Below are 13,892 nucleotides of genomic sequence, written 5' to 3' on the forward strand. Positions count from 1 at the left end.
CATCTTAAGATTCCTTGTTATAAAAACAAACGTAACAAAATAATCACAATTACTCCTGTTAATACGGTTCCTAATAAGCTCCGTGTATAAATAGCGACGAGAAATGTTGGAATTGCGGCGATTATATAGTCCCACTGCATCGTTTCGTTCATCAGTAATACTTGTGTAAGAAGAGCAGCTAGTATTGCAATCGGTATGTACTGTAACCACTTTAATCCCCAATCTGGAATTTGAAATTTTTGAAATACAATAAGGGGCAGTACACGTGGAATGAATGTAACAAGTCCAGCCCCTATTAAAAGAAACAACACGTCTAATCTTATTTCCATTTCTCAATCATCACTCCTATCGTTGCTGCTGTAAGCGTTGCGATAATGACAGCTATGCTCGCTGGCATAAAGAAATGAGCGCCATATGCAATCATGATTGCGGCCACAGCAACACTAAGATGGATCATTCGTTTCGGTTTGCTGCTTATGAATTGCAGAACAAATAAACCGATAAACATCGCAGGGAGTGCATAATCCATCCCGTACGTATGAGGATCTGGTATCCATTCCCCAAAAAGCCCGCCAATAATCGTAGCGATAATCCAATTGATATACGCTGTTACATTTAATCCAAGCATCCAGCTTTCGCCTACATATCCCTTTTTCGCTCCGTGCTGCACAGCAACACCAAATGTTTCATCTGTAATTTGTGAACCGATTACTATATTTCTGAGGAATGGTACTTGTAAAAAATATGGAGCTAGTGCAGCACTCATTAATAGATGACGTAAATTCACAAAGAACACAGTAAAAATAATAGCTGATGCCGGAGCTCCAGCAGCGTACATACCAGCTAGTATAAATTGTGCAGAACCAGCATAAATAAGCGTCGACATAAAGGCGATTTCTATAATAGAAAAGCCAGCTGTCTTGGCAATCACACCAGCAGCAATGCCAATACTTAAATATCCTAGTACAGTTGGCAAACAATCCTTCACGCCTTGGCGAAATGTTTCATCACTTTGCATGGCGAATTCTACTTCTGCTCTACTCATCATCCTTCCTCCTTCCTGTCTTTTTGACTCTGTTTTCCTGTTTTAAGGCAGTAACCGCCCGATTGGTGAGGTTTCATAATCCGTGGGGGATGAACCCTCTACGGATTAAAGTTTCATTTTATTAATGTCAAATTCCTTAGTCTCTATCGTGATACCTACTAATATAGAAAGAAGCAAGAAAATAGTCAATAATATTTCGAATTTTTATAAAAATAAACATAATATTCCATTCGTTTTTTATCAACCGTTCACATATTAAAATTATGTATACAACATGGTATGTTTGATTTGCAGTTCTTACACTTATTTAAAGGGAAATTTTTATGTTTAAAAAAGTCGCTATTGGAACACTAGCAGCTGGATTTGCTTTATTGGGAGCAGGAGGGGGTATTAGCTGCTGAACAATCTTTCGGTAAATATGAAATTGTAAAAACAAACGATCAATTAATAGCTAGTTATGTTCAAGATGAAAATAATACTGTCAAATCAGTAACGTCTGGCAAAGTGGACGGGGGCTATTGGATTCGTGGAAAGAAAGATAAAAATGTGTACTCATCTTATAAACAAGGCCATGCTTCTGTCGTAAATGGAAAAGGCGATTACAAAAGCGGCGGATGGAAAGCAAAAAATGTGTTTAGTACAGCGCAACTACCGTGGACATCTGAAGGGACAAATAAAGCATATTACGACCATAAATAATAACGAATTGCTCCTCTTGTTTTTCACTATTACAATTCCTTTCTTCTGCTTATGAATCGTTTTATCACGGCTTCTATTTCCACATATTTAATGATATGATTGGGAAAAAGTTCATTTTAGGGAGAAATAATTATGAGAAAAATTATTTATATCTTGTTTACCACTTTATTATTCCTACTAGGAATTTTCGGATTAGACACCTTTAAAGAATATAAAACAAATCAACTATTATATAAAAATACAACAAGTATTTTATTAAATTTCCAAGATGCAAAACCACATTCAGAAAATTACATTGCATTCTTTCAGAAAATAGCAAAAAAATATGATGTTAGTATTTCAAAGTACATTTTTACAAGTGAAAAAAATCTTACGGTATATACAACAGACGTAAGTTTACATAACCAAGTAGACATAAAGGAAGGAGCATTACCTGCATTACATTCAGGAGAATTTCTTAGTACGTCGCAAAGCAGAGATAAACAGCAAAGTGGTATAATCAAGCAAATTGATCCACAATTAAACATGACAATTAAGCATTTAAATTCCAATACGAATTTCAGTGGAAATGGTCTATATTATGTTTCTACCCAGGATAAACAGAAAATTCACGATTTAGTAACCGAGTTAAATAAAGAAGTTGCGAATGCAGAAGTTTTTAGTGAGAATAATCCTTCTATGCTGAACTTCAATATATCCCAAATCATAATCATTAGCTTAGTGATTCTCTGCCTTTACATTGCTATTGCTCATTATCTAATAAATCGATTAAAAGAATTAAGCATTATAAGAGTATTTGGATATTCTATTTCGAGAATCATTGCGCATGTTTTCTTATTGCTAACAAAACCGATCGCACTTGCTAGTTTCACAGGGTATTTGTTAGCTAGCATCTATTACCTTTTACATAATGGTACAAATTACTTTTTGTACTTAACATGTCTATTTTGGATTTTTACACTTTTATTTATGTTCACATTAACAATCCCTGCTGTTTTTATGATTATTTTTCTATTTTCTAACAACACCAATGTCTCTAAAATAAAAGGTGAAAAGCCTTATACTCTTATTATGATTTTAAATTATGGCCTAAAGCTCATCTTTATTTTCGTTCTTCTTTTCTCTGTAAATCAATGGAACGAACTAGCAAACGAGCTAAATCAAAAATTAGCTAGTTTATCTTCATGGAAACAGACAAAAAACATGTACGCTACTTCGGTAACCTTTAATGGCGAGCATGATAGAAAAATAGAATATCAAACAGGTAAGCTGATAAAAGACTTCTATACAAAAATGGAAAAAGAGCATAAAGGCTTTCTGATAGATGCCTCAAACTATTATAAAGTGAACAGTGAATACACATATCATTTAAATGCAAATGGTGAGGATCCGGCTCTCTCTCCAAACGGAAAAAGCATAACAATAAATGAAAATTATCTACACTATAACCCGATTAATTCCGTAGATGGTACGGTTGATAAAACAATAGTCAGAAAAAAGAATGTCATGAATATACTTGTTCCAGAAAAACTAAGGAAGTTTGAAAAGGAAATTAAAAAAAATTACCGACAGCATTTTTATTTTCAACAAGTAGAAGTAGAAAATATTTATAATGAAGCACTAGGGAAAGCGAAAAATACGACGAAGGAACAAGATCTATCTGTCAATGTTATCTATGTGAAAGATCACCAAAACTACTTTACCTATGATCCAGATGTGGAAGTAGAACATAACAATATCGTTACCGATCCAATTGCAATTATCGATACTGGTTATTTCGATAATTCCTACTATTTATCTTATGTTTCAAGATGTTTCTATTTTTATTCCGACACTCATGACGCTTATAGCTCCATTTTACCGACTATTTCTAACACCAACGTTCAGTCATCCATTCAACATGTAGATTCACTCTATGATAAGCACGGTCAAGCGATTCAAGATTTAAAAAGAGAGAAAGAGAAGGTAATGATTTTTATTGTGACACTCATCTTATCCAACTTGCTCTTAACCTATAATGTAGTAGCAACGTATTATCAAAAAAATAAATTTAAACTATATGTACAAAAATTATTTGGATATAGCGCTTTTGCGAGAAATACTTCTCTTATTTTGTTGCTATTTGCGATTAACTTTATTCCAACAATCAGTATGTATGTCTATCTTGGTAACATACTCCCTTTCTTAACAGGACTATTTGTCATAATGTTAGAATTTGTTTTTGGAACTGTATTTGATCAAAAAATTAGCAATAACACATTCCATTCCATTATAAAAGGAGAGCATTAACATTGATTGAATTAAAAAATATTCATAAACAATTTCGCGGAAAAAAAATATTAGAAAACTTTCATTTAAAAATTGAAAATCAAGATTTTGTTGCTATTGTTGGAGAAAGCGGTCGTGGTAAAACAACATTATTAAATATAATGGGGCTATTAGAAAAAGCGGACGCTGGTGATATTATGATCGACAAGATTACAAATCCTACTAAAAAACAAATTTTACTCTTACAAAGGAACGAATTTGGATACTTATTCCAAAATTATGCGTTAATTGAAAACGAAACGGTTGAAAAAAATTTATTGATTGCTTTAAAGTATCAGTCTCATATCAATAAACGTGAAAAAATAAAAGACACTTTAAAAGAAGTAAATCTCGTTGGCTATGAAAAGAAGAAAATCTTTGAATTAAGCGGTGGAGAGCAACAAAGAATCGCTTTAGCTCGCATCCTTATTAAAAAATGCAACTATGTTTTCGCTGATGAACCAACAGGTAATTTAGACGAAAACAATCGAGATCAAGTATTTGATCTTTTAAAAAAAATGAACGATAACGGCAAAACGGTTGTATTTGTAACGCATGATTTACAACTAGCAGAAAAAGCAAAACGAATCATTCATATTTAATACGAATAATCTATGAAAAAAATCCCATTCTTCTCTACTAAAGAATGGGATTTTTAAATTAACGTAATATTTCATTCGCTTCTTTTTCATAAATTTTATCAAATGATGTCATAATACGTTGTGAAGCTTGGACCATTTTTTGATTGGTCATAATATCTGCCATTTCTTTCGTCATATCTACATTTGAATTTTCTAGCATGTAGTTACGAACCGCTCCTGTTCCATTTGGTAAATCAGCAATATCCCCCTCTGCGAGTGTAAAGCTTTTATTTTCTCGCTGCACAAGGCGTGCATTTACTTCCGTATTTACCATCTTCGTTTGCAAACGAGCAATATTTTCTCTTCTAGTTTCATTCCCTACTTTAATTTCTCTAAAGAACGTTCCATCATTAGATACGAAAACATCTATATTTTCTGGAATACGAATACGCTCATTACTTTCATCCATAACATAAGCACCCGATGATGTTTGTAAATAACGATCCTCATTTACTGTAAAATGACCATCTCTCGTTAAAAATGTTTCTCCATCTTTGGAAGTCACAAAAAATGAGGCAGTCCCCGATGTACCATCATCTAAGTAAAAATCTGTAAAATTATTTGTAATTTGCACACTTCCCGGTAATAAATTCACATGTGTTGCGGCTGGTACCACTGCATAATCAACTGTACCAACTGCCGCTTTCGGCCCATCACCAAGACGATACGTATTTTGTGAATCAAATACTTTTGAAGTTAGATTTTCCGCTTTAAAACCAGGTGTTTGTGCGTTTGCTACGTTATTTGCATGTACATTAATGTGCTGCATGTAATTCATCATACCCATAGAGCCTATATAAATACCGTTCATACGAATTTGAATAAGACAAGTGCCTTATTCTACACCTCTTTTCTTATGATGTATGTAACATCTGTTTTGCTAAATGTTCTGCTGTAGCGATGTGTATATGTCGCTTCACATCTTGCCCATCTGTCATAAAGACAATCGGAGCTGATGAGACTGCTGGAATTTTTAACAACTCACCACTGCTTGCTGTTTCATCAAACTTTGTAAATATAATTCCATCAATATGAATCTGTTTAAAGTTCGTAATGATTTCAATCATATCTTTACTTTTCATCGACGCTGATAATGTTAAACATATATAATCAGGGTTCACTCGTTTCATCATTTCAATCATGTCTGCTACTGTTTCTGCTGTACGATAATTTTGCCCAGCTGTGTCAATGAAGATGTAATCCACGCGTGCCTCTTCTTTAAAATACGTAAGAGCTCTTTCCATAGCCGCTTCATCACAAACTGCAATTACTTCTGCACCAATTGTTTTCACATACTCTTGCAGTTGCTGTACTGTTCCAATTCGGGAATGATCCGTTGTAATAAAACCAACCGTTTTCTTTTGACCATGAAGCTGCCAAGCCATTTTGGCAATTGTTGTCGTTTTTCCAACTCCTGTTGGTCCAATTAAAGCAATTGTTTGTACATCTTTTTCAAATATATTTTCTGTATAAAAATGCGACTCCATATCTTCCAATATGAACGTAATTACTTCTTCTTCTGTAATCATCGTCGCATGTTTAAACTTCACTTTCATTTTTTCCGCATACGCGTTAATAAAATATGGTTCAACTTCATTTTGTTCTAACAGACGAATCACTTTTTGAATAATAAATGGTACAGATTGTTTGTTTTCTTCTTTCCCCTGTACTTCTTCTTGTTCTCTTACATTAGCCAAAGAACTAAGTTGTCTTACTTTTGGATGCTTTCCTTGCTCTGTCTGTTTCACAACAGTAATTCCTCTTTGAAAAACTTGCAATAGTCTTTGTTTCTTTTTTACCCATTCCTCACTATTTTCAATCTGAATGGTCATAGAAGGAAGTGAGCTCGTTGTATGTTCTAAATTATGAAGCACAGTTCCAATATTATTTGTTTGTACAAATTTTTCTGAAGGCTCATGAACCATTTCCATCAATTGCTCATGAAATTCTGGCGCTTGTGTCTCTTCTTCATTTTTCTTATCTTCTGGAAAAGCAACTAACATTTCATATTTCTTTTTCCAAAAGAATGGAATACTTCGCTTTACACTTTCATCGACAACATAATAATAATCATTACCATACTGATCAAATAGTTTACGATACAATTCATTTTTTGAAGCAGCCTTAATCCGTTTTAACGCTTCTTTCTTTTCAGTCACTTCCACAATCTCACCTCCTTACTATTCGATGTAAGCAATTTGATCTACAACAATTTCTGGCGCAAGTTCACTAATACATAGCACCTTTGCTTCAATTTGATAACGTTCAAGAAGTCTTACAACCCCAAATCTAAAATCTTTCCGGCGCGTTAATAAAACGGGCTCTCTCCCCATTAAGCGCGCTTGTTTAAAGATACGCTGCACTTGTTCTACAACACGCGTTTCCAACTCTAAATCCCAGTTTAATAAGTAGCCTTGATAGGAGTTATTCACAACATCTGCATCTAATTCAAGAGAATCAGAGAACAGTGCCGCATAAATTTTCCCGTCAGGATTTTTCGCATGTTCACAAATGACTTTCGAAATACATTCGCGCACAAATGAAGTAACACCATCGACGTGATTTTGATAAATTTCTTTTCCGTCAATAATTCCTTCAATAATCGTTGCTAAATCACGAATTGAAATTCCTTCTTTTAAAAGCTGCTTAATCACGTTTTGCACAAGTGATAAATCAATTTCTTTCTTCTTAATTTCTTCTAATAGAACACCATGATCATTTTCAAGCGATTGTATTAAATCTTTCACATGTTGACGCTGAATTAACTCATGAAGATTGCGGCGTATAATAACATCTAAATGTGTAATTAAGATGCTGAGTGGTTCTAATACTTGATAGCCTTTCATCTGAGCATCTTGTACCATATGTTCTAAAATCCAATATCCATCCTCACCAAAGATTGGGTCTTTTGCTGGCTCTGCATCTAAATCAGCCATCACATTAGGCGTTTTCAGCGCTAATAAATAACCCGATTTTAACACACCTTCAGCAACTTTCGCTCCTTTAATTCGAATCATATAACGCCCGCGCGGTCTAAAGCTCGTATTATCTTTAAAGTTAATTCCTGGTACATTTATCCCAAGATCTGTAATAATCGATTTCCTCATGAGAACAACTTTATCACGGGCTGTTTCCCCATTAATCTTCTGCTTAACTAACGCCGCTAAATCTAAGCCAAGTTCGACGATGATTGGATATTTATCTGTAAATACACCGAATGAATCTTCCACTTGCTTTAGCTGATCTTCATCATTTTGAATCATTTCTAATTCTTTTTGCATTTCCGCTTCTTTTTCTTTTTCCATGCGTTTTTTATTGCGAATTCCTAAGAAAATAATTCCGCCACCAACAAGCGCAAATGGTAAGAATGGAAGCGGCGTAAAGATGCCCATTGCCATAAAGAGACCGCCTAGCGCATACACAACGATTTCATGCGCCATTAACTCTTTAAAGATTCCTTCACTTACTGTATCAGGTGAACCATCAAATACTCGCGTTACGATAATACCTGTTGAAATCGCAAGCATTAATGAACCGATTTGGTTGACGATTCCATCGCCGACAGTTAACTGCGTATAATGAAGCGCAGCTTCAGAAAAACTCATCCCTTGCTGCATCATACCGACAATTAAACCGAAAATAATGTTCACGAATAAAATGACAATCCCGAAAATAACGTCCCCTTTAATGAACTTTCCGGCACCGTCCATCGCTCCGTAAAACTCTGTTTCCATATTTAATTTTTTTCGTTTTTCTTGTGCATCTTTTTCTGTAATAATACGTTGGTTTAAATCAGCATCAATAGACATTTGCTTTCCTGGTAAAGAATCCAGTGTAAAACGAGCCGCAACTTCAGCAGTACGCGATGCACCATTTGCTACGATAAACTGGAAAATAATTAAAACCGTAAAAATAACGATACCAATTAATAAGTTCCCACCAATTACAAACTGACCAAACTCTTCAATAACATGACCTGCATTTCCGTTTGTTAAAATCGCCCGCGTCGTCGAAACGTTAATCGATACACGGAAAATCCCGATTAATAACAACATAGTCGGAAATGACTTTAATTCGTCCCACTCTTTAATACTTGTTGCTCGCATATAAATAAGCACTGCCATGCTTAATAAAAAGACGATAATTATATCAAGTATAAAGGGCGGAAGTGGAATTAAGAGTGCCACAACGAATGACACTGCTAAAAAGATAGAAAAATAGGTTCTTGCAGAATCTATCTTAAACAAAGAGATCTCCTCCAAACGCGCTTTTATACTTCAATTTGTTTCGTTTGAATTAAATAGCGCATAACTTCAATGACAGCTACATATAAATCTTCTGGTATCGCCTCATCTTCTTCTACTTGGTAATATAAGGACCGAGCAAGCGGGCGATTTTCCACCATTGGTATTTCTTGTTCCCTAGCAAGCGTACGCATATATAATGCCAGCTCATCTTCTCCCTTTGCGACAACAATTGGCGCAGCATCCACATATTTGTTGTAGCGAAGCGCTACGGAAATATGTGTTGGGTTATTAACAATAAACGTTGCACCATCCATTTTCTTCGCGATTGTTCCTTGTAAGATGGCATGCATAAAGTTTTTTCGTTTGCCCTTTACTTGCGGGTCTCCTTCGTTATCTTTATGCTCTTGCTTCACTTCTTCTTTTTTCATTTTAATATCTTGCTCATACTCCCATTTTTGGTAAATAAAATCAATAATAGAAAGAACAATTAAAATAATTAAAATAGCTAAAAAGATAAATTTAATTTGTCTAATAATTTCTGTTAACGACGCGGTCCAGTTAAATCCAATCATACTAACAATCTTCTCTAAATTCTTTTTAAAGATAACATACGAAACATAACCAATTAAACACATATAAAACAATGACTTTACAATATCGACTAAACTTTTCCGGCTAAATAATCTCGTAAAATAGTTCTTTGGATTAATACGCGATGGTTTTGGTTTAATGATTTTTGAAGAAAATAAGAAACCAACTTGAATCATATAATTAAATAAATGGAACGCATAGACGAGTATAAGAACAGGAACTGATACTTTTAGAAGTAGCATCCCCATTAAATAGAAATACTCTGTCGTATCGGCATTTTTACCAATTTGATCAAACAGCACCGCAACAGAGTTGGCAATTTCATAGCCAAGCCAATCACCAAAAAAATAAACGACGACTGCTAATACAAGAATCGAAAATAAATTGTTTAAATCTTTACTCCGGGCAATATTCCCTTCTTCGCGCGATTTTTTGCGCTTCTGCGGGGTGGCCTTTTCTGTTTTATTATCCTTTGCCATACGCGCCCCCTACTTCGTTAAGAAAAAGTTAAATAGTTTTGTATATTCTTCAAGTAATACATTTGTTAAATTTTTAAATATATATGCCAACATTGGAACACTCATCGCAATTAACAAAATACCACATGTAATTTTAATTAAAAAAGCATTCATAAATATGTTAAGTTGTTGTGCATTTTTAGCAATTAAAATTAATACAAAATTAATAATAAATAAAGTTCCCATAATTGGGAGTGCTATCTCAACAGCTGAAGTGATTACAAATAATAAGGTTGCTAAAACACTATCCAGAAAATTAGTTGTTAGCAATTTTGAAATTGCTTCTGTATACTGAAAAGATTTTAAAATTGTAGCAACAAAGTAATCAATTCCACCAAGCGAAACAAAAATAACAACGAAAAAGACATCAAAAATTGTAGCAATAAGTGTTGATTGTGTACCACTGTTTACATCAAATAAGCTAGCTTGTGAAAAACCGATATCAAAATCTATAATATGACCAGCCATTTTAGGGATATTCAACAGCATTTCTACAATTTTTGCTAACGCTACTCCAATAACCAGTTGCGTTACAGCAAAGGTTACAACTTCTCCAACTGTTGTAACCTGGGATACATCAATTTTGTCCGCTACCGTAATTGATAATCCTAATCCAAATGTAACCTTTACCATCGCTGGAACCGATTTACCAGAGAAAAAAGGTAAAAAGTATAAAAAAGTAGCAATACGGCAAAAAGCAAAAAAAGTACTTTCCCACAACTCTATACTCATCTCACATCACCCTTTTCAATAAGAGCGTAACAATGTTGGAATTTTATCATACAAATCCAAAATGAGAGTCGTTAATTCTTGAAACATCCATGGACCAACAAGAACTAGAACTAGAATAATCGTTGCCATCTTGGGTAAAAATGTTAAAGTCTGTTCTTGAATTTGCATCATCGCCATTAACACTGAAATAATGATAACAACAATCATACTAACTCCAGCTACAGGAAGTACGATTTGAAATCCTTTATAAAAAAAAGTTTGAAAGATTTCCGTAATAGGCGTTATATTCATTCAAAGTTGACTCCTATCGCATATATATTCTTAACTAAATCGGTATCTAACTAAAGATGCTATTTCAAGTTCGCAATAATCCTTTTATGCATTTGTCTAACTAACCGTCTTAAACATAATATCTACAATTTTCGTATATCCACCTAAATATACGAAAACAAGTATTTTAAACGGCAAACTTAAAATCATCGGTGGTACCATCATCATCCCAAGATACATTAACAGGGTACTAATGATTAAATCAATAAAGACAAATGCTAAATAAATGAACATCCCCGTCAGCAAACCTTTTTGAATTTGCGTTAACGTAAATGATGGAACAAGCGTAAATAACGAAATGTCTTTCGTATTTTTTGGTAATTCTTCCCCACGTACTTTTAACATCATTTTTAAATCATGCTTATACGTATGCTTGGCCATATATTCTTTCATAATGGGTGCGGTCGTTTCTGCTGCTTGCGTTACCGTTATTTTCTCTTTCGTCATCGGATCCCACACATCACTTTTTAGCTGTCCAAGAACCGGCTGCATCGTAAATAACGACAAAAATAGAGCTAAGCCAACAAGGACTTGGTTTGGTGGTAAATTCATGACGCCAAGCCCTTGTCTTGTAATCCCAAGGACAATCATAAAATATGTAAAGTGCGTGAAAAGAAGAACAATAGAAGAAGATAGTGATAAAAGCGTTACAAGTGCAAATAACTGTACACTTGAATTACTCGTAAACTCTTTCCCATTTTCAAAATGAATAAAGCCATTTGGCTCTGCATACGCTGGATTTGCAAAAATAATAGAAAATACAAAAATGACCGCAACTAACGATAAATTTTTCTTTATTCTCATGATGGTTCCTCTACTTTTTTCGTTTCGCTCTTTATCGCGTCTTCTAGCGCTTGTTGAAACTGATTTCCTGTTAATTGCACAGACTGCACACCGTTATTACTCACAACAGTGAACACTTGCTTCCCGTCCACTTCAAATAAAAAGGCGCTTGTTTGATGGTTTAAATACACGCCGTCCTTTACTTGAATATGGCCGTTCTCACCTTGTTTAAAAAACTGCTGTTTGCGCGTCTTTTTGGTCATATAGTACGCACCATACCCGAGAGCGCCAAACAGTAATACAACTTGTAATAAGGTCGTCATATACGACATATGACTCCTCCTCTACTCTTTTTCCTGTACTTGTTTTTGCGCCTTTAGAAGCGCAGCGTGTTTCTTATCGGCCTCAATTTCAGAAATAATAATACCAAACTGTTCATCCATTACAATTGCTTCTCCAATGCCGACTTTTATATCACTTAAATACACATCGACTTTATGCCCAAGTTTCTTCTCAACCTCTAGCACATCACCAACTTTTAAATTTTTCACATCGCCAAGCTCAATCGATGCTTTTCCAAGTTTGACACCAAGCTCAATCGAAATATCCGAAATAGTATCAATATGAGCTTTAGCTGGATCATTATGCTCTCCTGTATATTCTTCTAAACTCATTAACGATACAGGTGATACTTCATGCTTCATATAACCCCTCCTATTCTACAAATTTTTTAAATAAGAACGCCTTGCGAGTTTTATCCTTGCCAATAAAACAATTAAACTTATGTTTTCCATCTACATACCCACGTAACTGATCGGTTACCTTTGTACGTAGTGGAATAATATCGCCCTCTTCAATTTGTTCAAGCTCACCAATTGTCATTTTTTGTTCCCCTACTGAAACGCGAACCGGTTTATACACTTGATTGACTTTCGTTTCCACTTCTGACGTATACTTTTTCCGCTTATCAGAAGAATGTTCCACAATATTTTCCGACGTTAATTTATCCATAATGTCTTCAACTGACAAGAACGGAATGCCAATTCGAACCGTTGTATCCCAATACTGTGTTTTCATATTCACATTGAGTAAGGAAATAATGTCGCTCGCTGTCGTAATCTTTAACGCATTTGGATCCGTTTCTGTCGTCACAAACTTCGGCTGAATTGCCACAATGCTTTCAAATGATTGCTCTAAATTTTTACAAAGAATCGAGAAAACATTATCAAGTGTTAAAAACTCGAACGCTGTTAGCGGTCTACGTATAGAAAAATCACGCTTACTATCTCCACCAAGCCAACATTCATGAATATAAATAATGAACGCTAAATCCATCTCAATTACAATTTCCCCAAGCTCCGGTAATCCAAGATCAATCACGCAATATAAATAATAATCTTTCGGCATTTTCTCCACATACTCACTTGTAAATGGAACTTGTTCCACAGTTGATGGCTCTAGTTCAATTGGAATGCGCATCCGCGCCGCAAGCGACTGTGACGTTTGCTTTCCAAAACTCGCTGCAATCGCTTGTAAGCTTCGTAAATGCTCAACTCCAAATTTCTCTGGCCTATTAAAATCATATTCTTGAAATTTCTCTTGCTTATCTGCCTCTTGCGCAAAAGCTGGCATTTCTGAGCCATCATTCATCGCCTTCAGCAACGCATCAATTTGCTCTTGGCTTAATTTATCGCCACTCATGAAAATCCCCTTCCCTATCCTTTCAATTCAACAATTTCGACATACATCTTTCCGTTTTTTGTCAAAATCTTCCCGGTACCAATCTCTTCATTCTCCAGCATAAGACGAACCGTATTTTTCGTTGAATCTTCAAGACGATACAATGTACCTTTCGTAATATGAAGCAGATCTTCAATTTTCTTTTTCGTTTTCCCAATTTCAAAATAGATTGTTAACGGAATATCATCTTGTAATTTCAAATCTAGCCAACTCCCATATCATGTTCACCAAAATATCATATTTTTCTTTATATACTATG

Annotated in this window: 16 protein-coding genes; 3 read left to right on the forward strand and 13 right to left on the reverse strand. The window is 34.7% G+C overall.

The window, feature by feature from the left end:
- Positions 1 to 17 precede the first annotated feature (17 nt).
- On the reverse strand, positions 18 to 329 hold the full coding sequence (locus MR063_RS05245; protein ID WP_242194964.1) for an AzlD domain-containing protein: 312 nt from the start codon (positions 327 to 329) through the stop codon (positions 18 to 20).
- Complete coding sequence (locus tag MR063_RS05250) at positions 320 to 1,018, reverse strand: AzlC family ABC transporter permease (RefSeq protein ID WP_396021419.1); 699 nt, start codon at positions 1,016 to 1,018, stop codon at positions 320 to 322. Before MR063_RS05250 ends, MR063_RS05245 begins: the two co-directional genes overlap by 10 nt.
- Before the next feature lie 390 nt (positions 1,019 to 1,408).
- Between MR063_RS05250 and MR063_RS05255 the strand changes: the two genes are divergently transcribed.
- The 3 genes from MR063_RS05255 to MR063_RS05265 all read left to right on the forward strand — a co-directional run bounded on the left by MR063_RS05255 (position 1,409) and on the right by MR063_RS05265 (position 4,653).
- Positions 1,409 to 1,744 (forward strand): hypothetical protein, encoded by a 336-nt coding sequence (locus MR063_RS05255; RefSeq protein WP_242194970.1) that lies wholly within the window; start codon positions 1,409 to 1,411, stop codon positions 1,742 to 1,744.
- A 132-nt stretch (positions 1,745 to 1,876) separates the two neighbouring features.
- Positions 1,877 to 4,033, forward strand: a complete 2,157-nt coding sequence (locus MR063_RS05260; RefSeq protein WP_242194973.1) for a bacteriocin-associated integral membrane family protein — start codon at positions 1,877 to 1,879, stop codon at positions 4,031 to 4,033.
- Positions 4,034 to 4,035: 2 nt separating this feature from the next.
- On the forward strand, positions 4,036 to 4,653 hold the full coding sequence (locus MR063_RS05265; RefSeq protein ID WP_242194976.1) for an ATP-binding cassette domain-containing protein: 618 nt from the start codon (positions 4,036 to 4,038) through the stop codon (positions 4,651 to 4,653).
- A 58-nt stretch (positions 4,654 to 4,711) separates the two neighbouring features.
- On the opposite strand, the gene MR063_RS05270 is transcribed toward MR063_RS05265, so the two are convergent.
- The 11 genes from MR063_RS05270 to MR063_RS05320 all read right to left on the reverse strand — a co-directional run bounded on the left by MR063_RS05270 (position 4,712) and on the right by MR063_RS05320 (position 13,833).
- Positions 4,712 to 5,503 (reverse strand): flagellar hook-basal body complex protein, encoded by a 792-nt coding sequence (locus MR063_RS05270; protein ID WP_242194979.1) that lies wholly within the window; start codon positions 5,501 to 5,503, stop codon positions 4,712 to 4,714.
- 43 nt (positions 5,504 to 5,546) lie between these two features.
- On the reverse strand, positions 5,547 to 6,857 hold the full coding sequence (locus MR063_RS05275; protein WP_242194982.1) for a GTP-binding protein: 1,311 nt from the start codon (positions 6,855 to 6,857) through the stop codon (positions 5,547 to 5,549).
- 15 nt (positions 6,858 to 6,872) lie between these two features.
- Positions 6,873 to 8,939 (reverse strand): flagellar biosynthesis protein FlhA, encoded by a 2,067-nt coding sequence (flhA, locus tag MR063_RS05280; RefSeq protein ID WP_242142775.1) that lies wholly within the window; start codon positions 8,937 to 8,939, stop codon positions 6,873 to 6,875.
- A 23-nt stretch (positions 8,940 to 8,962) separates the two neighbouring features.
- Complete coding sequence (flhB, locus tag MR063_RS05285) at positions 8,963 to 10,009, reverse strand: flagellar type III secretion system protein FlhB (RefSeq protein WP_242194985.1); 1,047 nt, start codon at positions 10,007 to 10,009, stop codon at positions 8,963 to 8,965.
- Positions 10,010 to 10,018: 9 nt separating this feature from the next.
- Complete coding sequence (locus tag MR063_RS05290; protein WP_087098303.1) at positions 10,019 to 10,780, reverse strand: flagellar biosynthetic protein FliR; 762 nt, start codon at positions 10,778 to 10,780, stop codon at positions 10,019 to 10,021.
- A 15-nt stretch (positions 10,781 to 10,795) separates the two neighbouring features.
- Complete coding sequence (locus tag MR063_RS05295; protein WP_087098301.1) at positions 10,796 to 11,071, reverse strand: flagellar biosynthetic protein FliQ; 276 nt, start codon at positions 11,069 to 11,071, stop codon at positions 10,796 to 10,798.
- Between the two features lie 96 nt (positions 11,072 to 11,167).
- Positions 11,168 to 11,914 carry a flagellar type III secretion system pore protein FliP gene (locus MR063_RS05300; RefSeq protein WP_242194988.1) on the reverse strand — a complete coding sequence of 249 codons (747 nt, stop codon included), beginning with the start codon at positions 11,912 to 11,914 and terminating at the stop codon, positions 11,168 to 11,170.
- On the reverse strand, positions 11,911 to 12,225 hold the full coding sequence (locus MR063_RS05305; protein ID WP_242142770.1) for a flagellar motor switch protein FliN: 315 nt from the start codon (positions 12,223 to 12,225) through the stop codon (positions 11,911 to 11,913). Before MR063_RS05305 ends, MR063_RS05300 begins: the two co-directional genes overlap by 4 nt.
- 12 nt (positions 12,226 to 12,237) lie before the next feature.
- Complete coding sequence (locus MR063_RS05310; RefSeq protein ID WP_242194991.1) at positions 12,238 to 12,597, reverse strand: flagellar motor switch protein FliN; 360 nt, start codon at positions 12,595 to 12,597, stop codon at positions 12,238 to 12,240.
- A gap of 10 nt (positions 12,598 to 12,607) precedes the next feature.
- Positions 12,608 to 13,594, reverse strand: a complete 987-nt coding sequence (fliM, locus tag MR063_RS05315) for a flagellar motor switch protein FliM (protein WP_242194994.1) — start codon at positions 13,592 to 13,594, stop codon at positions 12,608 to 12,610.
- Positions 13,595 to 13,608: 14 nt separating this feature from the next.
- Positions 13,609 to 13,833 carry a flagellar motor switch protein FliN gene (locus tag MR063_RS05320; RefSeq protein WP_012093869.1) on the reverse strand — a complete coding sequence of 75 codons (225 nt, stop codon included), beginning with the start codon at positions 13,831 to 13,833 and terminating at the stop codon, positions 13,609 to 13,611.
- Between the last annotated feature and the right edge of the window lie 59 nt (positions 13,834 to 13,892).

Source organism: Bacillus cereus group sp. BfR-BA-01492 (assembly GCF_022662815.1).
Taxonomy (GTDB): Bacteria; Bacillota; Bacilli; order Bacillales; family Bacillaceae_G; genus Bacillus_A; species Bacillus_A cereus_BD.